This window comes from Pseudomonas oryzicola, assembly GCF_014269185.2.
Lineage (GTDB): Bacteria > Pseudomonadota > Gammaproteobacteria > Pseudomonadales > Pseudomonadaceae > Aquipseudomonas > Aquipseudomonas oryzicola.
The window spans coordinates 1,098,944-1,125,234 of sequence record NZ_JABWRZ020000001.1; the positions used below are offsets into that span (position 1 = coordinate 1,098,944).

Here is a 26,291-nt window from a genome sequence, read left to right on the forward strand (position 1 = left end):
CACCTCAGAACTGGAAGTACAGGAACGGCGAGTAGCTCTGCGCCGAAAGCTTGAGGATCGAGGCCACGAACAGCAGCAGCACCAGGGCGCGGGTCATCACGCGGGTCCAGTCCAGGCCGATCGAACCGTCGGCGTTGACCGCCACCGGGGTGGCCTTGGGCGTCGGCCTGGCGTTGCGATAGAAGTCACGCAGGCCGAAGAACGCCAGGGTGATGTAGGCGACCACCAGGGTGGCGACCTGCAGGCCGGTGAGCTGGGCGCGGTTGAGTTCCGACAGCTGCCAGTCGCCGAAGCTGAACATGGCGCCGTACATGCGGCCGGCCACTTCGAGGTTTTCGGCGCGGAAGATCACCCAGCCGACCACCACCAGCAGGAAGGTGAAGGCCCACTTCACCGGGTTGAAGCGCTGCGGGTTGGTGTCGATGCCCAGTGCGCGCTCGATGGCCAGCCACATGCCATGCCACGCGCCCCAGATGATGTAGGTGAAGTTGGCACCGTGCCACAGGCCGCCCAGCAGCATGGTCAGGAACAGGTTGCGGTAGGTGTTGAAGGTGCCTTTGCGGTTACCGCCCAGGGTGATGTACAGGTAATCGCGCAGCCAGGTCGACAGGCTGATGTGCCAGCGCCGCCAGAACTCGGTGATCGACTGGCTGATGTACGGCTGCTTGAAGTTCTCCATGAAGCGGAAGCCCATCATCAGGCCCAGGCCGATGGCCATGTCGCTGTAGCCGCTGAAGTCGAAATACAGCTGTGCGGTATAGGCCAGGGCGCCGAGCCAGGCATCGCCGGTAGTCGGGTTCTGCAGGGCGAAGCAGTGGTCGGCCACGACTGCCAGGGTGTCGGCGATGAACACTTTCTTGATGAAGCCCTGCATGAAGCGGGTGCAGCCTTCGGAGAACTTGTCCAGGGTGTGGGTGCGGTTGTTGAACTGGTCGACCAGGTCCTTGAAGCGCAGCACGGGGCCGGCGATCAGGTGCGGGAAGATCGCCACGAACGCGGCAAAGTCGATCAGGTTGCGGGTAGCCGGGGTGTCGCCGCGGTACACGTCGATGATGTAGCTGATCGACTCGAAGATGTAGAACGAGATACCGATCGGCAGCAGCACGTGGGTGAGGATGAACGGCTCCAGGCCAAACGAGGTGATGATCGCGTTCAGGCTGCCGACGCCGAAGTTGGCGTACTTGAAGTAGCCGAGGATCGCCAGGTCGACACCCACGCCAAGCAGCAGCCAGCGCTGGGCAGGCTTGGTGCGGACCCCGGCGGCGCCGACTTTCAGGCCGATCCAGTAGTTCCACAGGGTGACCCCGGCGAACAGGGCCAGGAAGTCCACTCGCCACCAGGCGTAGAAGATGTAGCTGGCGACCAGCAGCAACAGGTTGCGATAGCGTTGCCCGCTCAAGTAGTACAGGCCGAGGAAGATCGGCAAGAACAGGAACAGGAACACGTTGGACGAGAAGACCATCCCGGTTCTCCTTTTTGTTCACAGCATCCGGGGCAAAGCGCCCCCCAAACCCCCCACATGTTCGTGGCGGGCTACCTAGATTCCTGTGGGAGCGGGTTTACCCGCGAAGAGGCCGGCACAGGCACCGCACATGGCAGGTCTGGCCTTTTCGCGGGTAAACCCGCTCCCACAGGGGTTTTGCGTTACTTTTTCGATTCCGCGCTCGGGTCGTAGACCCGGGTCAGGTCGCCGCCCAGCCGGAAGCTGTTGAACGGCTGCATGCCGCGCTTGCGTTGCAGGGTGTCGCCGCTGCACGCGTACAGGCTGCAGTAGGGCTCCATCCACGAGTACTTGCTGTCGATCTTCAGGTCTTGCATGTCCTGCTTCTCGCCATTGCGCGCCTTGAACGCGCTCGGGTCCTTGACGCCGGCCAGCACCCGCTGCGCCAGGCGCTGCAGGGCGTTGTCGTTCTCGCCGCGCACATCCACGCCGTTGACCTGGGCAAAACTGGCGATCATCGCCAGCGGCGGCAGGGCGTAGTTGTGGTAGGCCAGGGCGCGTTGCTTGCGCTTCAGCTCGTTGGGCAGGAAGCCCTGCGCATCGACCTGGTTGGCGCCAATCCGGTACTCCTTCACGGCCCAGTCGAACAGGTCACGACGGTCGGTGGCCACGGCGGTGGCCATCACCGCCCAGGCTGCCCAGTAGCTGTGGTTGTTGATCTTCTCCAGCGGCAGGTCGCTCCAGTCGCGCACGGTCTGTTCGGCGAGGCGGGCGAACCACTTCTCGATCAGCTCGGCCTCGGCCTGGTGCGCGGCCAGCGGCTGCGAGTTGGAGAACTTCAGGCGCAGCCACGAACCGCTCATGCTGCCCAGCGCCCATTTGCGCATCGACTTGCCGGTGTGGTTGTAGTCGGTGGACATCAACGCATCGGCACGTGCCCAGCTGCCCAGCCAGGCCAGGGCGCATTCGAGCTGCGCCGGGCGGCCATCACGCATGTACTGGCCGATCATCTTGCTCACGCCTTTTTCAAGGGTGGTGATGTCTTCGGTGGACTTGCGGAAGGCCTTTTCCGAGTTGACGTTGAGGGTGGCCCGCGCCTTGTCCGAACCTTCGTACTTGCTGCGGAACTGCAAGGCGCCGGTGTACGGCTTGGGCACAGCTTCGCAGCGGAAATTACCGTCGCTGGTCTTGAGCTTTTCGATCCCTTCGTAGTAGCCCTGCGGCGGCACCAGCGCGGCGTGCGCGGCACCACCGAACAACGCCAGGGCGAGCAGGGCAGGACGGGAAATTCGTTTGAACGCAATCATGGTCGCCTCACTGGCCGGCCTGCGCGGTCTGCGCGGGCACGGCGAAGTTGTTGCGTTTGCAGAGCTTGGCCTCGACCTTCTGGGTACCGCTTTCCGGGCCCTGTACCTCGAAGGCCAGCAGGCTCTGGCTGGCCCAGTCCTCGTCTTCGCGCATCTGGAAGACGAAACGGCCATCGGTATCGGCGGTTTCCGGTTTTTCCAGCTTGATGTCCTCGTGGCGGCCGTTGAGGTACCACAGGGTGGCCTGCAGGACTTTCACCGACGGATCTTCGAACTTCACATCCATCTGGATGTTGCGGTTGACCAGGTCCTTGATCACGCCGCCCTTGCCGTTCACCATCAGCTCGTTCTTGCCAGGCTTGAGAGTGGCGCTGGCACTCATCAGCGCCGGGCGGTCATCGCAGCCGTCATCGAGCAGCCCGAGGATCTGCCGCCAGATGGTTTCCTGGTCCAGGCGGTACAGCGGGGAGAATTCCCAGATCAGGATCTTCGGCGGGTTCTTCTGGAATTCCTCGCTGCCCAGGTACTGGATCATCGAACCTTCCAGGCCACCGCCGGGGAAGGCGACGTTGAGCACATCGGCACCGATGTACTGCTCGAGGAAGCCCGAGAAGTTGTAGTTCTTGCCACTGTGGCTGGTGCCGACAAGGGTGATCTGCGCGTTGCCGGTGTCACCGAACAGATCGTCGCCGCCGCCGCTCGAACCTTTCGGCTCGGTGGCGAACTGGTCCATGTACTGCACCGCGTAGCTGGTGCCACAGAGCTGGCCGGCAACGTTATGCAGGGTGCCGGTCTTGCCCATGCGGCCGGACTTCTTCGTCTCGAACTCCTTGCGCGGGATACCTTCGAAAGCCGGCATCTTGTGCACGGTTTCGGCCACGATCTTCGCTGCGCGCTCGGCGCCGTATGGCGTCCAGTGCTGGTCGCCACGGAAGTAGAAGTCCTTGCCCTGGTCGGCGGCGGCCAGCTGTTCGTTGGTCAGCGGCGACAGGTCGGGCACGTTGTAGCCCATGCTGGCGAAGCGCTTGAGCATGGCCTGGTAGTTGCCCAGGGCCTTCTGGTAGTCGAAGGCGGCTTTTTCCGCCGGGTTGAGCATGTTGCGGTTCACCAGGCCACGGGTCGGCTGGTACACCACCACCAGTTCCACGCCGCGCTTCTTGAACGCATCGTGCACCTGCTGCAGGCGCCTGTAGCCGGCCGGGGTGGTGGTGAACTCGGTGCGCAGGTCTTCGCGGGTACGGAACAGCCAGTCACCCTGGGCCTGCACCAGGGTGGTGAAGTTCTGCTGGTAACGGGTGGTGTAGCGGCTGGGGTCGTGCGCTTCCGGGCACAGCTGGCAGCAAGGCTCGGCGGTGAAGGTCGGGGCCTTCGCTTCGTCGGCGCTCACGCCCTGGCTGATGGCCAGGAGGGCAGTGGACAGGCCCAGCAGTTTCATCAGATGTGGAGTCATGGTCTGGGCTTCCTTATTCGATCATTTCGGTCTGGCGTTCGACCGGGTCGATCAGCACAGCCTTTTTCTGGCGGACCAGCAGGTCGAGGATTTCGTCCTGGCGTTCACCGAGGATGCCGTTGAGGCTGATGCCGCTGGCCTTGCGCGGGGCGAGCATGGACACCTTGTACAGCTCGACCGACAGCGGCGAGTCGATCGACAGCGGGCCGGAGCCGTTGGCGGCCAGTTCGCCACCGACCAGGATCAGCGACACCTTGGTGTCGAACGGGTCGAGGGCGATGTCACGGTCGGTGTCGGACAGGTCCTTGATGTGGCCGTACACACCCACCAGGCCGTTGGCCATGGCGACGTTCTCGTACAGGCGGATGTTCACGCTGTTACGCACACGGATGCCGTGGCGGCGGTTGTTGATCAGCTTGTTGCCCCAGATCAGGTTGTCGCCGCTTTCGTACAAGGTGATGCCGTCGGTGTGGTTGCGGTAGATCTCGTTGTAGGCGATCAGGTTGTTGACGCTGTTACGGTCGATCACCACGCCGGAGAGCTTGTTGTCGTAGCTCTTGTTGTTGATGATCCAGCTGTCGTTGACCTCACGCGAAATGATGATGCCGTGCTTCTTCTTGGTGCCGTACACCGTGTTGCCAGCGATGATCAGGCGGTGCGAGCGGTCGTGCGGGTCGATGCCGTAGACGATGTTGTCGCGATAGGTGCTGTCCTTGACCACGAAGTCTTGGGTCTCGTAGCAGTAGAAGCCGTACCACATGTCGCTGAATTCCGAGCCGATGATCCAGCCGGTGGGTTCCGGGCGGCCCATGCGCTTGGCCATGTTCGGCGTGTACTGCGAGATGCTCACGCCGTACGACTTGGACTTGGCATAGCCGAAGCTGGCCATCTTGCTGTTGACGATGTAGGTCTCGGTGCCGCCCCACGACAGCAGGAACGGGCGGAATTCCTTGGGCGAACGGAAGGTCGCCGGGCCGTTGTCCTTTTCGCGCCAGCCGGTCACCTGGGTATCGGTGACGAACAGCTTGCCGTCGTTGACCAGGAACGAACCGCCCTCCTGGGACAGGCGCAGCTGCTTGACCTTGCCGTCGATCTCGAGGATGCCCTTCTGCCCGACCACGATCGGCAGGCGCGCCAGGTACACACCCGGCTCGACTTCGCTGAGGTACTGCTTGGGTACCTTCTTGCTCAGCTCGACCAGGTCGACATGCCCGTCATCGACGAAGATCGCCTGCGGAATGCCATGCTGGCGCTGGACCCACTCGGCCGCCTTGTTGTCGCCACCGACGAACTCCTTGAGGGTGTCCTCCTGGAACATGCGGCGCAGGCTGACCTTGCCCTTGTGACGGCGGTCGATCTTCTTCTGTACCGCTTCGGCGGTGTAGCCGGTCAGGTCGGGCAGCTTTGGCGGGTCCATGTGCAGTGGCTCGACCGGTGCACTGGAGACCGTGTAGGTCTTGGCCTGCTGCAAGCCTTTGGCGGTCGTCGTGGGCTCGGCGGCGGCTGCCAGGCCTGCGGCCAGCAGCAAGGCGCTGGCCAGCAGGCTGTGACGTAGGTGCGGGTGAAGGTTCATAACGGTAAGTCCCCTACCGGCCTCAGAAGCGCCAGATCACGTCGACGAAGGCGCGGTGCATGTACGAGTCCGCTTCCTTGCCGTAGGCGTCGCCCGGCTTGAACACGCCGGCACGCAGGCGCACCAGGGCGGATGGCTCGTCGATGGCCTGGCTCATCGAAGCCGGCAGCAGGCCTTGCTTGAAGTACTTGGTCACGACCACGTCCATTTCCTGGCCAAGGTCTTTTTCGCCATCGACCAGTGGGCGATTCACGCCGTTGTCGTTGACCACCGCGTTGATGCCGCTGGAGCCGATGTTCTGGTTGCCGTCGACACGCCAGAACTTGTGGTAGATGAAGCTGGCGTCATAGTCGTCGCGCAGCTGCCAGGAAGCGAACAGGGTTGCCGCCTGCAGGTTGCCCAGCTCGCCGCGGAAGGCTTCACCGAAGCGGTGCACGCGGGAACGGGTACCGGTGTAGTTGGAGCGGTTGCTCTCCAGGCCGGTCTGCTCGTAGTTGCTCGAACCGTCGTCGCCGCCACCGCCGCTGCCACGGGCGTAGGCCGCACCGACCTGCCATTGCGGGTCGAGGCGCACGCGGATGCCGAGGTCGGTGGCCCAGGCGTTGACGTCGCCGCTCTGCTTGCCGGTGGCTACGGTCTGGTCGCCCACTACCTGGCTGCTGAGGGTGTCGCGGTCACCGGTCAGCCAGGTGACACTGCCCCAGTAGTTGACGGTGTGGTCGTTGCGCCAGTTGTAGGCATCGCTGTTGGCTTCCAGGCCCAGCCAGGTCAGGTCGCCGGTGCGGGTCTTGTCCAGCGCATCGACGGTTTCGCCCGGGTTCTTCAGGCTGCCGCCGTCATGGGTGTGGTGGGCGCGCACGCCGACCCAGTGGCCAGGGGTCCACTGCGTGGCGACGTTGCCGTAGACGTGCGTGCGGTCCTTGTCTTCCGGAGCCAGCTCGGTGAGGTCGGTGCGGTATTCGCTGAAGCGCTGGGCCACGCCCAGGTCGGCCTTGAGCAGGGTGGTGTCGAAGGTCCAGTTCAGCGCCTCGATGTTGGTGTCACGCCACATGCCATCGTCGCTGCGCAGGCGCTGGCGACCGAAACGCAGCTGCTCGCCGGGGTAGGCGGTGAGGCCGCTGTAGCCGACCCAGAATTCGCGCATGGCCAGGTAGCTCTTGTCCTGCTCACGGCCGTCGGCGGCGGTGTCGGTGGTGGTGCCGTCGTCGTTCTGGCGCAGGGTGTCGGTTTCGATGGTGTCGGTAGCGGTGACGGCCTGGCCCATGGCATAGGCACTCCAGTTGCCGCGCTCGCCATATACCCAAGGGCGCAGGTCGAGGCCCAGGCCGCTGACATCGCCGCCGGAGCGGGTACCGAGGTCACGGTCGTCTTCCGACTGGCCGGTGATTTTCACATCCAGGCCGAAGTTCTTTTCAGCGGTCATTTCCGCCAGGGTCGGGCAGGACCACAGCAGGGCGAAGCTCAGGCCGATGCCAGCTTTCACGAAGGGATTGAGCGTCATAGCGAGTCCTCACCGGTTACTTCTTTTTCGTCGTCTTGCAGGGCTTCGATGGCCAGGGTGCTGTTGGCACCCTGGCTCATGCTGCCGCGTGCCTGCTTCTCTTGCGCCAGCAGGGTCTGCGCCTGGCTGCGCTGGTCAGGCGTGAGTTGCTGGTCGAGTTGCTGCAGCAGTTCAGTGGACTGCGGCGTCGGGTTGACCTGGGCCAGCTGGGCGAATACCCAGGCATTGCCCGGTTGCGGGCGAATGCCGTGGCCTTCGCTGAACAGCTGGGCCAGCGCATAGTCGGCGCTGTTCTGTCCGCCACGGGCGGCGGCCAGCAGGTGGTCGACGGCTTTCTGTGGCTCGACGTTGCCGAGGTAGCCACGGCGGTACAGCTGCCCCAGGTAGTAATGGGCGCTGACTTCGCCAGCGTCGGCGGCGGCTTGCAGGTGTTGCTCGGCTTTTTCCGCATCCGCAGGCAGGGTCTTGCCTTCGTAGTACAGGCGGCCGAGCAACAGTTCGGCGCGTGGCTGTTCGGCTTCGCGACCTTTGTCGATGTAGGCCATCAGCTGGTCGGTATCGCCCAGCTCGGGGAAGTCGTAGACCAACTGCGCCAGGCTGACCCAGGACGCCGGGTTGGCCGGGGCCACCTGCTCGAGCAGGTCCTTGGCGGTTTTTTCGTCGGTCTGGCCGAGGCTGCGGTCGGCCAGCACTCGGGCAACGCTGTCGACCCGGCTGGCCGGTACCGCGCCATAGGCATAGGCGGCCTTGAGCTGGTCGAGCAGGGCAGCCTGCTGGTCTGCCTGGCCACGCTTCTGGTACACGGTGGCCAGCTCGACGTAGCAGATATCGGTGGCAGCGAGCGCGGCCTTGCAGATTTTTTCCACGTCGCCCAGGTGCTGGTCATAGGTGCCCTGGGTGCGGTACAGCAGGATCTGGGCCAGGCCCGCTTCGGGGTTGCCAGCGGCACGCCACTGGTCGATCTGTTGCTGCGCATTGACCTTGGGGAAGCTCTGTGGGTAGCTCAGGTAGAGCATCGCCAGCGGGATCAGGGTGTTGCCTTCGCCCTGTGCGGCGGCTTGCTTGAGCAGCTTCTCGGCTTCTTCGCGTTCGGCCTGGGTGCTGTCGGGCTTGGCCACCAGCAGGCGGCCAAGGCGCGCCTGGGCGCGCGGCGAAGTGGCAGCCGCGGCGCGGTAGGTGGCCTCGGCTTCCTTGATTTTCGCCGGGTCGCGGGTGGCGACCTTGATGTCGGCCAGGCCCACTTGCGCTTCGCTGTAGCCCAGGTCGGCCAGGGCCTTGTAGTTGCGCTCGGCCAGTGCCGTGTCACCGCGCTTCATGGCTTCGTTGGCCAGGCGCTGGTCGGGCAGGCCGGCACAGCCGGCCAGGGTGATGGCTGCAGCCAGGGCACACAGGCCCAGGCTGGCGCTTTTCTTGTAGGGAATCATGTGGCGATCCTCTTACAGCCCACGGGCCATGGCTTTGTCGATCAGCCAGTTCAGCGAGGGGCCACGGTCGCTGTTGACCGACGCCGGGCGCCCGGCCAGTTCGGCAGGCATGGTGCTGTCGGGCTTGATCTGCACACGAATGTCGGAGGCCAGGTCTTCGCTGTTGAGGCTGGCGCTGCTGACGATCTGGCCGGTGCGCACTTCGTCTTCGCCGGCTACCTGGAAGTTGACCCGGGTACCTGGCTTGACCTCGTCGAACTGGCGGTAGCTGAAACGCGCCTCGACCATCGGGTTGGTGGTACGCGGGATCAGCTGGAAGATCGGTTGGCCCTTGGCCGCGTACTGGCCGTTGTCCACCAGCTGGCGGGCGACCACGCAATCACAGGGGCTGGTGAGGGTGCCGGACAGCTGCTTGCCGAACAGTTCCTCGATCTTGGCCGGCTCCAGCTGTGCGTCTTCCAGGTTGCCCTTGAGCATGTCCAGCATGCTGGTGGTGAAGGTGGCCAGTGGCGCACCTTTGCCGATCATCCCGCCGCTGTCGACCAGGCTGCTCACGGTGCCGTCGCGCGGCATGGTGATGGTGGTGGTCGGTACCGCCACCACGCCGGCTTCGGCGTGGCTGACGAAGTACATGCCGTACAGCGACTTGGCGACGAAGCCGAAGGCGGCGACGCCGACCACGAACACGCCGAGGGTGACGGTGACCGCCTTGAGACGGCCGAATGCGCTCAGGCCACTGCCGCCGTCCTTCTGCTTGCGTGCCTTGGTGAAGTTGTCGCGCTGCAGGGTGCTGAGCACGTCGCCGACGCTGATCAGCTCACCCGACAGGTGGGTGGTGATGATGTGTCGCAGGGTGGCGATGTCACGTGGCTCCAGGTTCTGGAACTGCGCGCCGGTACGGCCGCTGTCCGGGTGGTAGGAGCGCACCTGGAACTCGATGTCCATCGACAGGCCGAGGTTGTCGACCGTGAACTGCAGCCGCCCGCGCAGCACATCGCCAACCGACAGGGGTTGCTTGGTGTGGAAGCTCAGGCCACCGGCGGAGAGGTCGTCGACCTTCACATCGTGGGCCTGGCGCTGAGGGTCCAGGAACCGCAGCTTGGCGGGGATGCGTACCCGGGCATGCTGGCGCTGGGCTTCGGACTCATGCACGACGTTGACGTTCACGGCGGTATTCATGTGGTTTGTTCCTGTTAGTTCCGATCCGGGTTGGGCTCACACGACCATGAACAGCACAGCGACGAAGATGCTGGCAGCCGAGAAGGTCATGGTCCGCGAGGACCAGGTGTTGAACCATTGTTGAAAACTGGCGAGGTCACGCTTGAGGGCAGTGGGCTGACGCGTCCAGGACTGTTTGTCGAGGCGGAAGAACACGTAGATCTTCATCAGCGCGCCGATGATCTGGTTGTAATAGAGAATCAGCGGGTAGGCCGGGCCGACGTTGTGGCCGGAGCACAGCAGCATGATGGTGAGGATCAGGCGGGTGATGCCGATCCACAGCAGGTACACCAGCAGGTAGCCCATGCCGAACTTGAGGCTGGCGATCACCGCCACGGTCAGGCCCAGCAGGCTGGTCCACATCGACACGCGCTGGTCGAACAGCACGATGCTGGTGAACAGCCCCAGGCGGCGCAGGCCCAGGCCCAGCGCACGAGAGTTCTGCCGCAGGTTGTTGCCATACCAGCGGTACATCAGCTTGCGGCTGGCCTTGAGGAAGCTTTTCTCCGGCGGGTGCTCGACCGTGTTGATGGCGGCATCCGGCACGTAGAAGGTGTCGTAGCCCAGGCGCATCAGGCTGAACCAGCTGGACTTGTCGTCACCGGTGAGGAACTTGAAGCGGCCCAGGCGCCAGTGCATCAGCGAGTCGCTTTCGACGTCGGCGATGAACTCCGGGTTGGTCACCACGCTGGCGCGGAACATCGACATGCGCCCGGTCATGGTCAGCACGCGCTTGGACAGGGCCATCGAGCACATGTTGATATGGCGCTGGGCGAAGCGCAGCTTGTGCCACTCGCTCATGATGTAGCCGCCACGCACTTCGCAGAACTCGTTGGTGGTCAGGCCGCCGACGTTGGGGAACAGCTTGAACCACGGCACGGTCTTGCGGACCACGCCGTCGCCGAGCACGGTGTCACCGTCGATCACGGCGACCACGGCGTTGTCGTCCGGCAGCATGCGCGAGATGGCACGGAAGCCATAGGCCAGGCCGTCACGCTTGCCGGTACCGGCGATGCGCACGATGTCCAGCTTGACGTGGGCGGGCGGGTTGTATTTGGCCCACAGGCTTTTCACCAGCAGTTCGTCCGACATTTCCACCAGCGAGCAGACCACGGTGGTAGGGAAACCACAGTTGATCGCCTCGCGGATCACCGAGCTGTACACCTGGGCGGTGGTCAGGGCTTCGATACGGAAGCTGGTCACCATCAGGTACACGTGCGACGGGTCGGCGGCATTGCCCATCTTCTGTACCTTGCGGCGCAGGTACGGGTACACGCCGTAGAGGAAGATCATGCCGCGGATGAAATGGGTGGCGCCCATGGAATAGCGCCAGATGCCGACTGCGCCGACCAGGAAGATGAAGTGCTTCGACTGCGAGTCGAAGATATCGGCTGGCAGGGCCAGGGCGATCAGCATGAGCAGGCTCATGTAGAGCAGCCACCCGGCGCACTGCAACAGCACTGTCTGGAGCCTTTGCATGTTCAGCATCCGTCGAGAATTCGGGAAAGGGTGGGCGACGCAGGTATCACCTTGGTAGGCAACACCTGCGCCGCCGGCGCCTGCTGTTACCAGCAGATGCCTTCGGTACGGCTGGTAGCGCAGGTCGGTTTGCTCATGAAACCAACCAGGTCGATCACGTGCTTGCCGGCCGGCGCTTGCTCGGCAAGTGCGCGGAACTGCTCGTCACGGTTGCCCAGGACGATGATGTCGGCGTTGTCGATGACCTTCTGGAAGTCGGCGTTGAGCAGCGACGACACGTGCGGGATCTTCGACTCGATGTAGTCCTTGTTGGCGCCGTGGACACGGGCGTACTGGACGTTCTCGTCGTAGATGTCCAGTTGGTAGCCCTTGCCGATCAGGCGTTCGGCCAGTTCCACCAGCGGGCTTTCGCGCAGGTCGTCGGTGCCGGCCTTGAAGCTCAGGCCGAGCAGGGCGACCTTGCGCTTGTCGTGGGCTTCGATCAGCTCGAAGGCGTTCTGCACCTGCGATTCATTGCTGCGCATCAGCGAGTCGAGCAGTGGCGCGCGGACATCCAGGCTGGCGGCGCGGTAGGTGAGGGCGCGCACATCCTTGGGCAGGCACGAGCCGCCGAAGGCGAAGCCAGGGCGCATGTAGTACTGGGACAGGTTCAGCACCTTGTCCTGGCACACCACGTCCATCACCTCACGGCCATCCACGCCCACCGCCTTGGCAATGTTGCCGATCTCGTTGGCGAAGGTGACTTTGGTGGCGTGCCACACGTTGCAGGTGTACTTGATCATCTCGGCCACTTCGATCGGCTTGCGGATGACCGGGGCGTCGAGTTCTTCGTACAGCGCTTGCAGAATGTCGCCGCTGGCGCTGTCCAGTTCACCGATGACGGTCATTGGCGGGTGGTCGTAATCCTTGATCGCGGTGCTTTCACGCAGGAACTCCGGGTTCACCGCAACGCCGAAATCGACGCCGGCCTTTTTGCCCGAGCAGTCTTCGAGGATCGGGATCACCACATTCTTCACGGTGCCCGGCAGCACGGTGCTGCGCACCACGATGGTGTGGCGGCGATCGCTGTCGCGCAGTACGTAGCCGATTTCGCGGCACACCGACTCGATGTATTCAAGGCCCAGGTCGCCGTTCTTCTTGCTCGGGGTCCCCACGCAGATCATCGACACGTCGCTGGCACGAATGGCTTCGGCGAAGTCGGTGGTACCGCGCAGGCGGCCGTTGGCGATGCCCTGTTGCAGCAGTGCTTCCAGGCCAGGTTCGACGATGGGCGACTTGCCCTGATTGATCAGGTCGATCTTGGTGCTGGACACGTCCACACCGATCACTTCATGGCCTCGCGCCGTCAGGCAGCCTGCACAGACTGCACCCACATAACCCAAACCAAAGATGCTGATACGCATCGCTATCACCTCATGTGTTTATCACGTCGGCGCCTCCGCAGAGAGCCGGACTGGGTTGATTAACAACAGTTTTCGGGCGCACGGATCCATGGCGAATGCACACTTCGCCGAGCGCAGGCAAAATAAATCCGGAGCGCAAAAGTTATGCACTCAAACTTGGCAGTAAAAGGCCATCAATTAAAAAACGTGCCCTGGAATGCAGCCGTCTTTATTGCAATGCGCTACCTGGCGCGTTGCTGTGCTTGTTCTTTCAACTGGAAAAACCCTTTGAAATCAACCACTAGGACGAATTGTAAGGGACGCGTCTCTCCTGCATGGACAGGGGCTCGGGGTGTGCCCGTTATACCTGTCGAAGTTATTAGGGCGGGTAGTGGATACCTGCCATTGTCATCTGTAAGTCATCTCGTACAGCCCGGGGGCAGGAAAATCGTTACGGCACTATGAGCGATTCGGCGTAGCAGAAGTTCCGGGTCGGTTCGGCCCGGATGAAAGATTTCTAAATATTTTTTCAGTGGCGCACAGATTTCAATCTGATAGCACGCAGGTGTTTCGCCCCGATATATAAAGGGCGAAACTGTTGCGAGATATTTTTTTGCCAGCATCTGAAAAAAATTTTCAAAATTCGTCAAAAAAGGTACGAACGGTCTTATGGCGTTTGGCGATAAGGGTGGGCGTGATGGTTTTTTGGCGTCGAACAAATGACATGATGGCAATGTGAAGCCGGTTCTGGACGGATGCAGCATTAACACATGCGGAAACACATGATGGCCACATGAATGCTAAGGCTTTTACCGCATTGGCCGTTACCCCCTCTGGACGCTCTGCGGAGCTGTTCATGAACGAAGGAGCGTCTTGGGCAGCCTCGGGCCACTGGCCACCGAGGGCGTCTCATCCATTCATCACATGGAAGAGACGAGAGAACGCCAAATGAAGAAGACATCGCAAATCCTGATCGCCGGCGGTTCCTTGTTGCTGGCTGGCATGGTGCAGGCGGGGCCTCCCGTAGACGTGACCATCAAGAACCTTGGTTCACAACCCGCAACCATGACCTTGGTGACCTCCAATGAGAGTTCTACCTACCAGATTGCCAACCCCCAACCGTCGAAGACCATCCAACCGGGCGCTTCGACCTTCATGCGGGTCCAGCGTGTCATCAGCCCGGATGTGAACGCTGCCATGATCCGATACACCATAGGCGGAAAAACGTGCGCATTTGGCACGACATTCCAGCTGAAAACGTCAGCGAATGGAATCAAACAGCCCGTTTGGACCAAGACTGCGACTCCGAGCGGTGGTGCGATCTGCACGGCTACCATTACCGGAACCGCTGCGGATTATTCGTGGAAAGTTGAGTTTACCCTGAAGTAGGCGGTCGACAAATGACTGCACTTCCTGCGGACAAGCCTGGGAGTGCAGTTTGGGAAGGCCGCTGTCTCAATTTGCGCAGGGAAATGAGGTGTCATCATGGATATGATCAATGGTCGCATTGTTACTGGTAATGCATTTGGTGCTGTGACGCGAATTCGGCAAATAGAAGGTGATGTCAATGCCGAGCAGTCGCTAGTTGCGGGTAGCCGAGAACAAGTAGAGGAAGAATATCTGTCTGGCTTGGCAAAGAAGCTAAGTATTGCTGCCGAGCTGGCAGCGCAGCGCGATAGCCGCCACTCACGGAAGGAACTGGCGGAATTGGCTACCAGTATCATCGACAGACTTGGAGGCCTAACTTACTCATTAGCAAAGGATTTTTACGATTCGCAACTACCTGAAACGCAGGATCTGGAGTGGCTTGAGCGTGCCCGTCAGGCCAATGCTTTTGCCAAGGGAAAAGCAGAGAATCCATTTAAGGGATTCTCACGCGAGCAACTCAGCCTCATTGTATATGACGAAAGCGGTGCCTTTACCGTCAGTGAACGTCGCGCCGCGTTGGCAGAGAAGACAGAACTGCACAACCAGTGGGCGCAACACATGATCGAAAAGATGAATGTGGAGTATCAGCAGACGAGGCGAAATGATGGCGGATTGCGCGAAATATTAGATTTCTATAACTCGTTGCCACCTATTGAAGTGGCAGAGTATGGGAACTATGAGGCCCAGATCATGAGGCAACTATCCATGTATGAGGTGGAATGGCCAGAATTTGATACGTCATTGGTCAATATGATCGCAAATGAATGGGGAACCAGAGAAAAGGCATCGCTCGAGCCGTTCGAGCGGATGGAGGCAGGCACTGCCGAGGAGGGCATGACAGAGTGACGCGAAGTATAGTCATGCAAGGCATTACACGCTGGATAGGCAACGAAGGTATTTTGCGTGATGTGTCGCTTTCACTTCACGCAGGTCAATCCTGCGCCATCACCGGCCCCTCTGGTTCAGGCAAAAGCACCTTACTCAACCTGATCGGCCTGCTCGACCAGCCGTGCCGGGGGCGGCTGGTACTGGACGGTTGCGACATGATGCATGCCACTGCCGACCAACGTGCCATCACCCGAAACCGCCTGCTGGGTTTCGTGTTCCAGAGCTTCAATCTGCTGCCCCGCCTGTCCATTCTCGACAATGTCGCGTTGCCGTTGAGTTACCGCGGCGTCGGCCTGGCCTCGGCACGGCAGGCTGCGACGCTGCAGCTGGAAAAAGTCGGCCTGGCCCATCGTGCCCGGAACCGGCCCGCAGATCTCTCTGGTGGCCAGCGCCAGCGTGTTGCGATCGCCCGGGCGCTGGTCACCGGGCCGCGGATTCTGCTGGCCGACGAGCCCACCGGGAACCTTGATTGCGAAACGGCTCAGGCGATCATCGAGCTGCTCTGCAGGCTGAATCGTGAGCAGGGCATGACCTTGCTCATGGTTACCCACGACCCGGCCATGGCGCAGCGCATGCAGCGGCGCCTGCTGGTGCGTGACGGTGGCGTCTTCGATGCCTGAGGCCTATGGGCCAAGCTGGCCGCAACGCATTGGCGAGGCACTGGGCAGCGTGCGGCAGCTGGGCGCCAGAGCCTGGTTGGCACTGTCGGGCATAGCGATTGGCTGCGCCGCGCTGGTGGCTTTGATGAACATCGGCCATGGCGCCGCGCAGCATGTCCGGCAGATGTTCCAGGGGTTGGGCAGCGACTTGCTGGTGGTCAGTCTGGAGGGCGCTGCCGCGCCGGGCGGCGCTTTGGGTCTGGAGGCAGAGCCTTGGCCGCCTGGTATTCGAGCAGCGGCACCTTTGGCAACCGCCGTGCAGGCGCTGCAATTCGATAGAACAAGTATCGAGGTCATGGTCGCAGGCAGCACCGCGTACCTGGCCGAGGTTCTGGACCTCGAGGTTGGTCAGGGGCGATTGTTGTCCCGCTACGATGACCAGGCTGCGCATCTGCTGCTGGGGGCTTCGCTGGCAAGGCAGTTGCGGGCCCGGGTGGGGGATCGCGTGCAGTTGGGCAGTTACCTGTTCGACGTGGTCGGGGTGCTGGGAGGCCGTGGCTACAACCCCATGCTGCCGGTGAACTTCGACGACGCAGTATTGATGCCTCTGGCCGGCATGCATCGCCTGAGCCCCGCGCCACAGGTCGGAACGCTTGTCGCGTTGGGTGACGCCGGAGTGGGCCTGACCGAGGTTGGCGCTTCGCTGTCGCACTTTCTGCAAGCACGTTTGCCGAGGCATGAGGTAGATGTCCAGTTGCCCAGGCAAATGCTGGAGAGCATGGCCGGCCAGTCGCGGATGATGAGCTGGATGCTCGCGAGCACCGCTGCCATCGCCCTGGTGCTTGGCGGGGTGGGGGTGATGAATGTCATGGTGATGAATGTGGCGCAGCGCCGTCGGGAAATTGGTGTGAGCGTTGCCTTGGGCGCACGGGGGCGCGACATTGCCTGGTTGTTCCTGCTCGAAGCACTGTTGCTAGGGGCAGCCGGCGCGCTGCTTGGCGTCGTGCTCGGCTTGGCCGCTGCCTGGTTGTTCGCGCTGGCTGCCGGGTGGCGCTTTGCCCTGCATGTCGGGTCGCTGCCGGCAAGCATGGGGGCGTCGCTGGCGCTGGCGCTGTTGTTCGGTCTGCAGCCTGCGTTGGCTGCAGCGCGGCTGCAACCGTTGCTGGCGTTACGGGATGACTAGGTGGTGGGCGCTGGTCTTCCTGTCGCCGCTGCTGGCCCTGGCTGAAGACGGCCTGCAGCCGTCGCGCCCGACTTTGCAGCACGTGCCATCGGTAAGTGCCTTGTCGACCCTGCACGGCGAACCCGTGGATATCCAACTGGCCGATGCGATTGCCCTGGCGTTGCGCGACAACCGCGCGGTCCGGGGGGCTTACCTTGAGCGCATCGCACAGAAGTTCGAGCTACGGGTGGCACAGGACCAGTTTGCCCCGCAGTTGGCACTCAAAGTCCGCTACCTGGCTAATCGCAACCACGCCGATCGCTATCGGGAAGCACGGCTGGCCCCGACAGCCAGCCTGCTGACACCCTACGGCACGCGTTTGAGCCTTGACTGGGCTCGTGGCCACACCCGTGCCGATGGTGCCGGGCGACGCTACAGCGACGGGGCGAACCTGACGATCATCCAGCCCTTGTTGCGTGGTGCCGGGCGCGACATCGCCAGTGCGCCGCTGCGTCAGGCGCGCCTGGCCGAACAACTCAACCGCCTGGCGCTCAAGGACGAGATTTCTGCAGTCATTACCCGCACGATCATGCTGTACCGCGCGCTGCTGCGCGCCCAGGAGCAGCTGCGTATCGCCGAAGATGGCCTGGCGCGGTCACGGCAGTTGGTGGAGGTAAACCGGGCATTGATCGTTGCCGGGCGCATGGCTGCGTTCGATATCGTCCAGACGCAGGCCGAAGTCGCCAACCAGGAGATGGCGCGCGAAAGCAGCCGCAACCAGTTGCAGCAGAGTCGTCAGGCATTGGCACAGTTGTTGGCAATAGACCTGTCGACGCCGCTGAAAGCGGTGGAGTCGCTGCGTGTCGAGCGTCGGCAGGTGGACGCCCGCCAGGCACTGGCTCGTGCAGAAGCGCGACAACCGGCGTACCTGATGCAACAGCTGGCTGTAGAGCAGGCTGCGATCGACCTGCAGGTCGCGCACAACGCCCAATGGTGGGACCTGTCGCTGGTCGCTGGGGTCAGTCAACTGCGCGAGCAGCCAGGCAACGGGACCTCCGGTGAACGCTATCTCGGGCTTGAACTGGAGGTGCCCATTGGTGACCTCGACCGGCGCCAGGCCTGGGTGCGTGCCCAGGTGGCCATGGATCGGCAGAACCTGAGCCTGACCGAAAGCCGCCAGCAGCTCCAGCGCGAAGTGAGCACAGCTGTGCGGGATGTGCAGGTGCGCTGGCGCCAGGTGGAAATCGCCGAGCGCGCGTTGGCCTTGTCGCAACGCAAGCTCGACATCGAACAGGAGAAGTTGGCCGCAGGGCGCTCCAGCAATTTCCAGGTGCTGAGCTTCGAAGGGGATCTGCGCTACGCGCAAAGTAGCCGTCTGGATGCCATCCTCGATTACCTCGAAGCCCAGGTGGTACTGGACCAGGTGCTGGGAGTGACGCTCGACAGCTGGAACGTGGCGCTCAATGACTAGGCGGTGGTGGTGGGTGCTGGCGGGCAGCACAGGCATGCTGGTAGTGCTGCTTTGGCAGGCGTGGCCAGATTCCTCCGCAAGGGACGCGCAACGCTGGGTGCAGGTCGAACCGCAGCCGTTGGAGGTGCATCTGGGGCTGGTTGGCAGGCTGCAGGCTGGCCGCCAGGTGACCCTCAGTGCGCCCTTCGATGGTGTACTGACGTCGCTGCTGGTACGTGAGGGGCAGCAGGTCGCCGCCGGGCAGTCATTGATGCACCTGGACACCACGCAACTCGATATCCAGCTGCGCCAGGCCGAGGCCGAGCGGCTGAAGGCCAAGGCATTGGTCAGCCAGTTGCGAGGCTGGCAGGCTGGCCCGGAGGTCGCTCGCAGCCTACGTACGCTGGCGGGGGCACGCGCCACGTTGGCGGCTGGCCAGGCGGCGCTGGATGAAACCCGACGGCTGTTGGACCGAGGTATCGTTGCCCGTATGGAAGTTGAGAGCCTGGAACAGTTGCAGCAAGCGCAGCGGCAGGCAGTGCTGGATGCGCAGCAGGACCTGCAACTGACCCAGGCCCGGGGCCAGGGGGATGCGTTGAAGATTGCCGAAATGGAGCTGGCAAACGCCGAAGCACACTGGCGGGCGTTGCGGGCGAGGCGTGATCTGAGGGTGGTAAAGGCGCCGTTTGCTGGCCTGTTGGCCCGTGCCGCCGGCAGCGCAGCCACGCCAGGCCCACTTCAGGAGGGCCTGGCGCTTGCCCAGGGGATGCCACTGCTGACTTTGAGTGGCCTTGAACATTTGCAGGTGGCTGCCAAGGTGGCAGAAAGCGACTTGGGTGATCTGCGCGAAGGCATGGAGGTGCAAGCCTTCATTGCAGGTCACCTGCTTGCCGGGCGCCTGGCGCAGGTTGGCCAGCAGGCGCGTGACGATACCGAACAAACGGCATGGTACGACGTACGGGTTGACCTGCAACTGCCTGAAGGCGCCACACAGCAGCGCTTGCGCCTGGGCATGAGTGCCCGCTTGGCGGTACTGATACATCGCGAAGACGCTGCGATGGTGGTGCCTGCCGAGGCCTTGCAGCAGGATGAAGCGGGCAGGCAATACGTGGTTTATCGCCAGTCTGCGCAACAGACGCCGCGCAGGGTTGTGGTCAGATCGGCAAGGGCGGTGGTGCAAGGGCTGCAGGTGGACGGGCTGGAGGCAGGGTTTGTGCTGCTACCGTAGGGCCGCTGTGCGGCCCACTTCGCGGGTAAACCGGCCCCTGCAGGTATTGCCTCGGCCTTGCGTGCAGCGCAGTGCCGGTGGGGGCGGGTTCAACCTCGAGGCGGCCGTTACCGGATCACTCGGAAGGATGATCGCGCAGGAACACCAGGTGGTCCGGTTTCGACTGCTCGGCACTGTAGTAGTAGCCCTGCACATCGAACTGCTTGAGCTGTTCCGGGTCGCTGATGCGCCGCTGGATCACGAAGCGGCTCATCATCCCCCGTGCCTTCTTGGCGTAGAAACTGATGATCTTGTACTGGCCGTTCTTCAAGTCCTTGAAATCGACGTTGATTACCCGCGCCTTCAATGCGCTGCGTTTCACCGCGCTGAAGTATTCGTTGCTGGCCAGGTTGAGCAGCACGTCATCGCCCTGCTCGGCCAGGGCCTGGTTCAACCATTCGCTGATGCGCGTGCCCCAGAACGCGTACAGGTCCTTGCCGCGGGCATTGGCGAGCTTGGTGCCCATTTCCAGGCGATAAGGCTGCATCAGGTCCAGCGGGCGCAGCAGGCCGTACAAGCCCGAGAGCATGCGCAGGTGCTCCTGGGCGTAGCTGAAGTCGTCCTCGCCCAGGCTTTCGGCATCGAGGCCGGTGTACACGTCACCCTTGAACGCCAGCAGTGCCTGCTTGGCATTGGCCGGGGTGAAGTCCGGGGTCCAGCTGCCAAAGCGCGCTGCATTCAGGCCGGCGAGCTTGTCGGACAAATGCATCAGTTCGCTGATCTGCGCTGGCGACAGTTCGCGCAGTTGCCGAATCAGTTCCTGGGAGTCGTCCAGGTATTGCGGCAGGGTGTAACGCTCGGTCACCGGCGGGGTGTCGTAGTCGAGGGTCTTGGCGGGGGAAATCACCGTCAGCATCGGGTCGGCTCCTGGCATCGTTGGCCGGGAATTCTACGGGCTGGGCGGTACAAGTCCAAACTATGGCGACGATAGTCACAGACCATGGCCAGTGCAGGCGCTATAGTGCGCGTTTCGCCGTTGCGGAGCCTTCAACCGTGCGCATTGCCTCTGCCTTGCTGGCCGGCCTGTTGAGCCTGGCCGTGCAAGCCGCCCCATTACCCCAGGTAAGCCTGGACCGCAGCCTGTGGCCCGAACAGCTGGACAGCCCGGCATTGTTCGATGTGGCCTCGCGGGCGGAAATCCTTTCGTTCGCCCAGGTGCTGCACGAAAGCGAGCTGCTGGACGAGGCGGCGCTGGCCACCCGGTTGGGGCTGCGGCAGATCAACCTGCAGAAGGTGCGCCTGGTGCGGGCGCGCATGTGGCAGCGGCTGTGGCAAGGCTATCAACAGGCGCAACGCAGTTGCGAGCAGGATGCGTCGTTCTGTTATCCGGTGACCTCGATGGCAGAGTTGCGCACGCAGGCAGCAACCTTCGCTGCCGATGTCGGCACGTTCTACACCGGCTGGATCGAACCCAGCCACCAGTTCCATGTGCAGTACCTCGACGAGCAACTGCGCAAGGCCGCGTTGCTGCCGCAAACCAGTAGCGAGGTGGAGCGGCTGTCGGCGCGCGAGCGCAATGGTGATGAACTGAATGACCGCATGTTCCTGCTGACCTTCGTCGGTGGGCCCGGGCCTGAAGGTGGTACAACCGACCAGCTCACCGATTACCTGCGTCGGCAGAAGCTTGCAGGTACGTTCTTCGTGCTCGGCAACCGCCTGCAGCAACGCCGCGACGCCGGTGCGGCTACCGCCTTGCGCCAGCTCTATGGCGGCCAGTGCGTGGGCATCCAGGGCTGGGAATATCGCTCCCATGCGCAGTGGACGGGCTGGCAGGACTCGCTGCGGCGCAGCCAGGCGGGGGTGCAGGCCGACCTGCCGCAGCAATATGTACCGTTGTTCCGGCCGCCTTATGGGCAACGCCGCGCCGACGGCGAGACGTTCATGGCCAGCCAGCAACTGCGGGTATCGTTGTGGGATATCGATGCCCAGGATGATGGCGCGCTGACGGCGCAAGCCTCGGCGCAGCGGGTGCTGACCTTGATGCTGCTGTGGCGCAAGGGCGTGATTCAGTTCCATGACGGCTTGCCCAAGGCGCAGCCGGCGCTGGATTGGTTGCTGCGCAATACCGCCCAGAGCGGTATCGGCTGGGAAGGGTGTCGCGAATATGGATACCGCGAACCAGGGGTGTGACTTCTGACTGTAGTCCCCTCTGGCGCTGCCGCCAAGGCCTCTTCGTCATTCGGCAAAATAAACTTCAAAAACGCGTAAAAACGCTTTTTCCGGTCATGGTTTTTGCGGTATGAAGAAACCAGACAGCCGATTCCTGCAGCACAGGTGGCGTCATCCAGGCCCACCTAGCCAGGTTCGCTTCCCGCCCGTAACAACGCGGATACGGGGAGAACGGCAGTCACTCTGCGGCGTAACAGACCACGCCGTGTGGCTTCGACATAAGGTGACCGAGTATGGATGACCAAGGACGCAACTCTTCCTCCAGCAAGCCAATCCTGTATGTGCTCGATACCAACGTCCTGATTCACGACCCTAACGCGTTACTCAACTTCGAGGAGCACCATGTCGCCATCCCGATGACGGTGCTGGAGGAACTCGACAAGCTCAAGACCGGCAAGCAGAGCATCGCTGCCGAATGCCGCCAGGCCATTCGCCTGATCGACCAGACCCTAGGTGACGCTTCGCCCAACGATGTCGAGCAGGGCGTGCCGATCCAGCGTGGCAAGAGTGGGCCCAAGGGCTTCCTGTCGATCCTGATGACCCCGCGCAACGAGCCTAACAAGCTGCTGCCGGAAAACCTCAACGACAACATCATCATCAACCAGTTGCTCGAAGTAAGGGCCCGGCGCACCGACCTGGACGTGGTGCTGGTCACCAAGGACATCAACATGCGCCTTAAGGCGCGCGCCTGTGGCATCGCGGCCGAGGACTACAGCACCGACCAGCTGGTCGATGACGTGTCCTTGCTGTCCAAGGGCTATCATTCGGTCACCGGCTCGTTCTGGGACCGGGTAAGCAAGGTCGATACCCGCCAGGAGCGTGGCCGCACCTGGCACCGGGTGCAATTGATCGACAATCTGCCGGCAGTGCATGTCAATGAGTTCATCATCGATGAGCAGGGCTTCGTCGGCTGGATCAAGGGTATCCGCAACGATGAGCTGCTGTTGCTCGACCTGCACCAGGAGCCACTGCTGCACCAGGAAGCCTGGGGCCTCAAGCCTCGCGATATCCACCAGAGCCTGGCGCTGTTCGCCCTGCTCGACCCGGATATCCACCTGGTCAACCTGACCGGCGCCGCCGGTTCCGGCAAGACCATCCTGGCCCTGGCCGCAGCCATCGAGCAGACCATGGTCAGCAAGCGCTACCGGCGCATCATCGCCACCCGCAGCGTGCAGGGGCTGGACCAGGAGATCGGCTTCCTGCCGGGCACCGAGGCGGAGAAGATGGAGCCCTGGCTGGGCGCCATCACCGATAACCTCGAAGCCTTGCACATGGATGACGAAAGCACCCATGGCAGTGTCGAGTACATCCTTGAACGTGTGCCGTTGCAGTTCAAGTCGCTGAACTACATCCGTGGTCGCAGCTTCCAGCAAAGCCTGATCCTGATCGACGAGTGCCAGAACCTGACGCCGCACCAGATGAAAACCATCATCACCCGTGCTGGCTCCGGGTCCAAGGTGGTCTGCCTGGGCAACCTGGCGCAGATCGACACCCCCTACCTGTCCGCGACCAGCTCGGGTCTGACCTACCTGACCGAGCGCTTCAAGGACTTCCCTCATGGCGTGCACATCACCTTGCAGGGCGTGCCCCGCTCGGTGCTGGCCGAGTACGCCGAGTCGCATCTGTAACCCTAACCGCCGGGCGGTTCGCCGCCCGGCCTCCTCGTCAGTCCAGTTGCGCATTCCCCCTGCTCAAACCTGACCCACAGGTTTACACTGCCAGTTCCCTTCACAGGAGCAGAGCAGTGCTGACACATCTTGATTCCCAGGGGCGGGCCAACATGGTCGACGTCACTGAAAAGGCCGTGACCGAGCGCGAGGCCACTGCCGAGGCGCGGGTGCGCATGTTGCCGCAGACCCTACAGATGATCGTCGACGGCGAGCACCCCAAGGGCGATGTGTTCGCCGTGGCGCGCATTGCCGGAATCCAGGCAGCGAAAAAGACCAGCGACCTGATCCCGTTGTGCCACCCGTTGATGCTGACCAGCGTCAAGGTCGAACTCGGTGCCGAGGGGCAGGATGCCGTGCGCATCGTTGCCCGCTGCAAGCTGGCTGGCCAGACCGGGGTGGAGATGGAGGCACTGACCGCGGCCAGCGTAGCCGCGCTGACGATCTATGACATGTGCAAGGCAGTGGACAAGGGCATGGTCATCGAGCAGGTGCGGCTGTTGGAAAAACTTGGCGGCAAGAGCGGCCACTACAAGGTGGATGCGTGATGAAGGTCAAGGTGATGTACTTCGCCCGTTACCGCGAACTGCTGGGTGTGGATGCCGAGCGGGTAGAGGGCGCTTTCAAGGTGCTGGACGATGTGCGCCAGGCCCTGGTCGCCAAGGGCGGGCAATATCAGGTGCTGGCCGAGCAGAACCTGATGTGCGCGCGCAACGAAGAGCTGTGCAAGCTCGACGAAGCGTTGGAAGAGGGCGATGAAGTGGCGTTCTTCCCACCGGTGACCGGAGGCTGAACATGGCAGTGCGAGTACAGGCAGGCGCGTTCGACCCGGGTGCCGAGACCAACGCCATGCACGCTGCCAATGTCGGCGTGGGTGCGGTGGTCGCCTTTGTCGGCTATGTACGGGACTTCAACGATGGCCGGGAAGTGGCGGGGATGTTCCTCGAACACTATCCGGGCATGACCGAAAAGGCCCTGGCCAAGATCGTGGTCGAGGCCGAGCAGCGTTGGCCGTTGCTCAAGGTCGAGGTGCTGCACCGTATCGGAGCGCTGGAACCGGGTGAACCGATCGTGTTCGCGGGCGTGGCCAGTGCCCACCGGCAGGCGGCGTTCGATGCCTGCAACTTCATCATGGACTACCTGAAGACCCGGGCGCCGTTCTGGAAGAAGGAAAATACCCAGGAAGGGGCAAGGTGGGTGGAAGGGAAGCAGAGTGACCAGGATGCCGCCGGGCGCTGGTAGATCCTTGTTTGATGGCCGGGGCGTAGCCCCGGTTCGCGGGTAAACCCGCTCCCACAGGTACTGCACAGGTTTCGAAAGCTGTGGAGTACCTCTGTGGGAGCGGGTTTACCCGCGAAGAGGCCGGCACAGGTCAATGGTGCTTGCGCGGTACCGACTTCAGGAGTTCATCCGGCGGCATCTCGCACTTGATCTTGCGCCCCAGCAGCTCTTCGATCGCCGGTAGCTGGTAGGAGTCATCCTCGCCGGCAAAGCTGATCGACACGCCACTGGTCCCCGCGCGGCCGGTACGGCCAATGCGGTGCACGTAGTCGTCCGGGTCTTCCGGCAAGGTGAAGTTGATCACGTGGCTGATGCCATCGATGTGGATGCCACGCCCGGCCACGTCGGTAGCCACCAGCACGGTGATGCGCCCTTCGCGGAAGTTCTCCAGGGTACGGATACGCTTGTGCTGTGGCACGTCGCCCGACAACTGGGCGGCATTGATGCCGTCGCGCACCAGTTTTTCCTCGATGCGCCGCACTTCGTCCTTGCGGTTGGCGAATACCATCACCCGTTCCCACTTGTTCTGGGTCACCAGGTTGTACAACAGTTTGTACTTGTCGCTGCCGGCAACGGCATACACGTGCTGTTCCACCGTTTCGCTGGCCACGTTCTCCGGCTCGATCTCGACGATGGCCGGGTTGGTGGTCCACTGCTTGGCCAGGTTCATCACGTCGTCGGTGAAGGTGGCGGAGAACAGCAAGGTCTGGCGCTCGCTTTTCGGCGGTGTCTGACGAATGATCTGGCGCACCTGTGGGATGAAGCCCATGTCGAGCATGCGGTCGGCCTCGTCCAGTACCATCACCTCGACCATGTCCAGGTGCACCTCGCCACGCTGGTTGAAGTCCAGCAGACGGCCGGGGGTGGCGACCAGGATGTCGCAGTGGCGCGCTTCCAGGGCCTTGAGCTGTTTGTCGAAGTCCATGCCACCGACGAAGCTCATGACGTTGAGACCGGTGTACTTGGTCAGGGCGATGGCGTCCTTGGCGATCTGTACCACCAGTTCGCGGGTGGGGGCGATGATCAGCGCGCGTGGCTCACCCATGTAGCGTTCCTTGGGCGGCGGTGTCTGCTGCAACTGGGAAATGATCGAGATCAGGAACGCTGCGGTCTTGCCGGTACCGGTCTGGGCCCGGCCGATGGCGTCCTGGCCACGCAGGGTGTAACCCAGTACCTGCGCCTGGATCGGCGTGCAGTATGGGAAGCCCAGGTCGTGGATGGCGTGCATCAGCTCGTTGGACAGCTTGAAGTCGTGGAAGCGGGTCTTGCCTTCCTGCGGCTCGACCACGAAGTCTTCCGGCTTCCACAGGTTGGCCTGCGGCTTGGGCTTGCGCTCACGGCGCGGTTTGTCCTTGGCCGGCTTGTCGGCGGCTGGCGCAACGACAGCAGGTTGTTCAGCCTTGGGCGCAGGGGTGGCGCGCGGGGCGGTCGGTTTTGCCGCTGGCCGGGCGTCGGTGGCGGGCGCAGGCGCCGTCACGCTGGCAGCAGGAGCGACGGCCTGTGGCGCGGCGTCTCCCTTGCCGAATATTTTCTTGAGTGCCTTGAGCACGATCGTCTCATCAACTGGTTAAGGAATGTACGCCGGCAGTGTAATGCAAGATTCAG

General features: G+C 62.7%; 22 protein-coding genes. 11 read left to right on the top strand and 11 right to left on the bottom strand.

What is annotated here, in order from left to right; translation table 11 throughout:
- Positions 1–4 precede the first annotated feature (4 nt).
- The 9 genes from HU760_RS04980 to HU760_RS05020 all read right to left on the bottom strand — a co-directional run bounded on the left by HU760_RS04980 (position 5) and on the right by HU760_RS05020 (position 12,796).
- Positions 5–1,462: an MBOAT family O-acyltransferase gene (locus HU760_RS04980; RefSeq protein WP_186675188.1), complete on the bottom strand. Its 1,458-nt coding sequence runs from the start codon at positions 1,460–1,462 to the stop codon at positions 5–7.
- 182 nt (positions 1,463–1,644) lie between these two features.
- On the bottom strand, positions 1,645–2,748 hold the full coding sequence (locus tag HU760_RS04985; protein ID WP_186675187.1) for a mannuronate-specific alginate lyase: 1,104 nt from the start codon (positions 2,746–2,748) through the stop codon (positions 1,645–1,647).
- 7 nt (positions 2,749–2,755) lie between these two features.
- On the bottom strand, positions 2,756–4,198 hold the full coding sequence (locus tag HU760_RS04990) for an alginate O-acetyltransferase (protein WP_186675186.1): 1,443 nt from the start codon (positions 4,196–4,198) through the stop codon (positions 2,756–2,758).
- A 13-nt stretch (positions 4,199–4,211) separates the two neighbouring features.
- Positions 4,212–5,771: a mannuronan 5-epimerase AlgG gene (algG, locus tag HU760_RS04995; RefSeq protein WP_186675185.1), complete on the bottom strand. Its 1,560-nt coding sequence runs from the start codon at positions 5,769–5,771 to the stop codon at positions 4,212–4,214.
- Positions 5,772–5,793: 22 nt separating this feature from the next.
- Complete coding sequence (locus tag HU760_RS05000) at positions 5,794–7,272, bottom strand: alginate export family protein (protein ID WP_186675184.1); 1,479 nt, start codon at positions 7,270–7,272, stop codon at positions 5,794–5,796.
- Positions 7,269–8,696, bottom strand: a complete 1,428-nt coding sequence (gene algK / locus HU760_RS05005) for an alginate biosynthesis TPR repeat lipoprotein AlgK (protein WP_186675183.1) — start codon at positions 8,694–8,696, stop codon at positions 7,269–7,271. Before algK ends, HU760_RS05000 begins: the two co-directional genes overlap by 4 nt.
- A gap of 12 nt (positions 8,697–8,708) precedes the next feature.
- A complete protein-coding gene (locus HU760_RS05010) occupies positions 8,709–9,875 on the bottom strand; it encodes an alginate biosynthesis protein Alg44 (protein ID WP_186675182.1) in 1,167 nt (388 codons plus the stop codon).
- 36 nt (positions 9,876–9,911) lie between these two features.
- Positions 9,912–11,393: a glycosyltransferase family 2 protein gene (locus HU760_RS05015; RefSeq protein WP_170032494.1), complete on the bottom strand. Its 1,482-nt coding sequence runs from the start codon at positions 11,391–11,393 to the stop codon at positions 9,912–9,914.
- 86 nt (positions 11,394–11,479) lie between these two features.
- Entirely contained in the window at positions 11,480–12,796 is a 1,317-nt protein-coding gene (locus HU760_RS05020) for a nucleotide sugar dehydrogenase (RefSeq protein WP_186675181.1), read from the bottom strand.
- 927 nt (positions 12,797–13,723) lie between these two features.
- On the opposite strand from HU760_RS05020, the gene HU760_RS05025 reads away from it, so the two are divergent.
- From HU760_RS05025 to HU760_RS05050, 6 genes are all read left to right on the top strand, one after another.
- Entirely contained in the window at positions 13,724–14,164 is a 441-nt protein-coding gene (locus HU760_RS05025; RefSeq protein WP_186675180.1) for a hypothetical protein, read from the top strand.
- Between the two features lie 96 nt (positions 14,165–14,260).
- Positions 14,261–15,049, top strand: a complete 789-nt coding sequence (locus HU760_RS05030; RefSeq protein ID WP_186675179.1) for a hypothetical protein — start codon at positions 14,261–14,263, stop codon at positions 15,047–15,049.
- 14 nt (positions 15,050–15,063) lie between these two features.
- Entirely contained in the window at positions 15,064–15,711 is a 648-nt protein-coding gene (locus HU760_RS05035; RefSeq protein WP_186675178.1) for an ABC transporter ATP-binding protein, read from the top strand.
- Positions 15,704–16,873, top strand: coding sequence for an ABC transporter permease (locus HU760_RS05040; RefSeq protein WP_186675177.1), 1,170 nt, complete (start codon positions 15,704–15,706; stop codon positions 16,871–16,873). Before HU760_RS05035 ends, HU760_RS05040 begins: the two co-directional genes overlap by 8 nt.
- Positions 16,866–18,323: a TolC family protein gene (locus HU760_RS05045; protein ID WP_186675176.1), complete on the top strand. Its 1,458-nt coding sequence runs from the start codon at positions 16,866–16,868 to the stop codon at positions 18,321–18,323. Before HU760_RS05040 ends, HU760_RS05045 begins: the two co-directional genes overlap by 8 nt.
- Complete coding sequence (locus HU760_RS05050) at positions 18,316–19,530, top strand: efflux RND transporter periplasmic adaptor subunit (protein WP_186675175.1); 1,215 nt, start codon at positions 18,316–18,318, stop codon at positions 19,528–19,530. Before HU760_RS05045 ends, HU760_RS05050 begins: the two co-directional genes overlap by 8 nt.
- A 115-nt stretch (positions 19,531–19,645) precedes the next feature.
- Here the strand turns inward: HU760_RS05050 and yaaA are convergent, their stop codons facing one another.
- The gene (yaaA, locus tag HU760_RS05055; RefSeq protein WP_186675174.1) at positions 19,646–20,425 is read right to left on the bottom strand and encodes a peroxide stress protein YaaA; all 780 of its coding nucleotides are present in this window, start codon (positions 20,423–20,425) and stop codon (positions 19,646–19,648) included.
- Between the two features lie 137 nt (positions 20,426–20,562).
- Here yaaA and HU760_RS05060 point away from each other — a divergent pair, with 137 nt between their 5' ends.
- The 5 genes from HU760_RS05060 (at position 20,563) to moaE (ending at position 24,647) form a co-directional block, all read left to right on the top strand.
- Positions 20,563–21,699 carry a polysaccharide deacetylase family protein gene (locus HU760_RS05060; protein WP_186675173.1) on the top strand — a complete coding sequence of 379 codons (1,137 nt, stop codon included), beginning with the start codon at positions 20,563–20,565 and terminating at the stop codon, positions 21,697–21,699.
- A gap of 272 nt (positions 21,700–21,971) precedes the next feature.
- A complete protein-coding gene (locus HU760_RS05065) occupies positions 21,972–23,366 on the top strand; it encodes a PhoH family protein (protein ID WP_186675172.1) in 1,395 nt (464 codons plus the stop codon).
- Positions 23,367–23,482: 116 nt separating this feature from the next.
- The gene (gene moaC, locus HU760_RS05070) at positions 23,483–23,953 is read left to right on the top strand and encodes a cyclic pyranopterin monophosphate synthase MoaC (protein ID WP_186675171.1); all 471 of its coding nucleotides are present in this window, start codon (positions 23,483–23,485) and stop codon (positions 23,951–23,953) included.
- Positions 23,953–24,198: a MoaD/ThiS family protein gene (locus HU760_RS05075; RefSeq protein ID WP_170034283.1), complete on the top strand. Its 246-nt coding sequence runs from the start codon at positions 23,953–23,955 to the stop codon at positions 24,196–24,198. Before moaC ends, HU760_RS05075 begins: the two co-directional genes overlap by 1 nt.
- 2 nt (positions 24,199–24,200) lie before the next feature.
- Entirely contained in the window at positions 24,201–24,647 is a 447-nt protein-coding gene (gene moaE, locus HU760_RS05080) for a molybdopterin synthase catalytic subunit MoaE (protein ID WP_186675170.1), read from the top strand.
- 130 nt (positions 24,648–24,777) lie between these two features.
- Here moaE and rhlB read toward each other — a convergent pair whose 3' ends face one another.
- Positions 24,778–26,235, bottom strand: a complete 1,458-nt coding sequence (rhlB, locus tag HU760_RS05085) for an ATP-dependent RNA helicase RhlB (RefSeq protein WP_186675169.1) — start codon at positions 26,233–26,235, stop codon at positions 24,778–24,780.
- Between the last annotated feature and the right edge of the window lie 56 nt (positions 26,236–26,291).

Excerpts from the sequence above, each read along its gene's own strand:
- HU760_RS04980 (WP_186675188.1), bottom strand. The coding sequence starts at position 1,462 with ATGGTCTTCTCGTCCAACGTGTTCCTGTTCCTGTTCTTGCCGATCTTC.
- HU760_RS04985 (WP_186675187.1), bottom strand. The coding sequence starts at position 2,748 with ATGATTGCGTTCAAACGAATTTCCCGTCCTGCCCTGCTCGCCCTGGCG.
- HU760_RS04990 (WP_186675186.1), bottom strand. The coding sequence starts at position 4,198 with ATGACTCCACATCTGATGAAACTGCTGGGCCTGTCCACTGCCCTCCTG.
- algG (WP_186675185.1), bottom strand. The coding sequence starts at position 5,771 with ATGAACCTTCACCCGCACCTACGTCACAGCCTGCTGGCCAGCGCCTTG.
- HU760_RS05000 (WP_186675184.1), bottom strand. The coding sequence starts at position 7,272 with ATGACGCTCAATCCCTTCGTGAAAGCTGGCATCGGCCTGAGCTTCGCC.
- algK (WP_186675183.1), bottom strand. The coding sequence starts at position 8,696 with ATGATTCCCTACAAGAAAAGCGCCAGCCTGGGCCTGTGTGCCCTGGCT.
- HU760_RS05010 (WP_186675182.1), bottom strand. The coding sequence starts at position 9,875 with ATGAATACCGCCGTGAACGTCAACGTCGTGCATGAGTCCGAAGCCCAG.
- HU760_RS05015 (WP_170032494.1), bottom strand. The coding sequence starts at position 11,393 with ATGCAAAGGCTCCAGACAGTGCTGTTGCAGTGCGCCGGGTGGCTGCTC.
- HU760_RS05020 (WP_186675181.1), bottom strand. The coding sequence starts at position 12,796 with ATGCGTATCAGCATCTTTGGTTTGGGTTATGTGGGTGCAGTCTGTGCA.
- HU760_RS05025 (WP_186675180.1), top strand. The coding sequence starts at position 13,724 with ATGAAGAAGACATCGCAAATCCTGATCGCCGGCGGTTCCTTGTTGCTG.
- HU760_RS05030 (WP_186675179.1), top strand. The coding sequence starts at position 14,261 with ATGGATATGATCAATGGTCGCATTGTTACTGGTAATGCATTTGGTGCT.
- HU760_RS05035 (WP_186675178.1), top strand. The coding sequence starts at position 15,064 with ATGCAAGGCATTACACGCTGGATAGGCAACGAAGGTATTTTGCGTGAT.
- HU760_RS05040 (WP_186675177.1), top strand. The coding sequence starts at position 15,704 with ATGCCTGAGGCCTATGGGCCAAGCTGGCCGCAACGCATTGGCGAGGCA.
- HU760_RS05045 (WP_186675176.1), top strand. The coding sequence starts at position 16,866 with ATGACTAGGTGGTGGGCGCTGGTCTTCCTGTCGCCGCTGCTGGCCCTG.
- HU760_RS05050 (WP_186675175.1), top strand. The coding sequence starts at position 18,316 with ATGACTAGGCGGTGGTGGTGGGTGCTGGCGGGCAGCACAGGCATGCTG.
- yaaA (WP_186675174.1), bottom strand. The coding sequence starts at position 20,425 with ATGCTGACGGTGATTTCCCCCGCCAAGACCCTCGACTACGACACCCCG.
- HU760_RS05065 (WP_186675172.1), top strand. The coding sequence starts at position 21,972 with ATGGATGACCAAGGACGCAACTCTTCCTCCAGCAAGCCAATCCTGTAT.
- HU760_RS05075 (WP_170034283.1), top strand. The coding sequence starts at position 23,953 with ATGAAGGTCAAGGTGATGTACTTCGCCCGTTACCGCGAACTGCTGGGT.
- moaE (WP_186675170.1), top strand. The coding sequence starts at position 24,201 with ATGGCAGTGCGAGTACAGGCAGGCGCGTTCGACCCGGGTGCCGAGACC.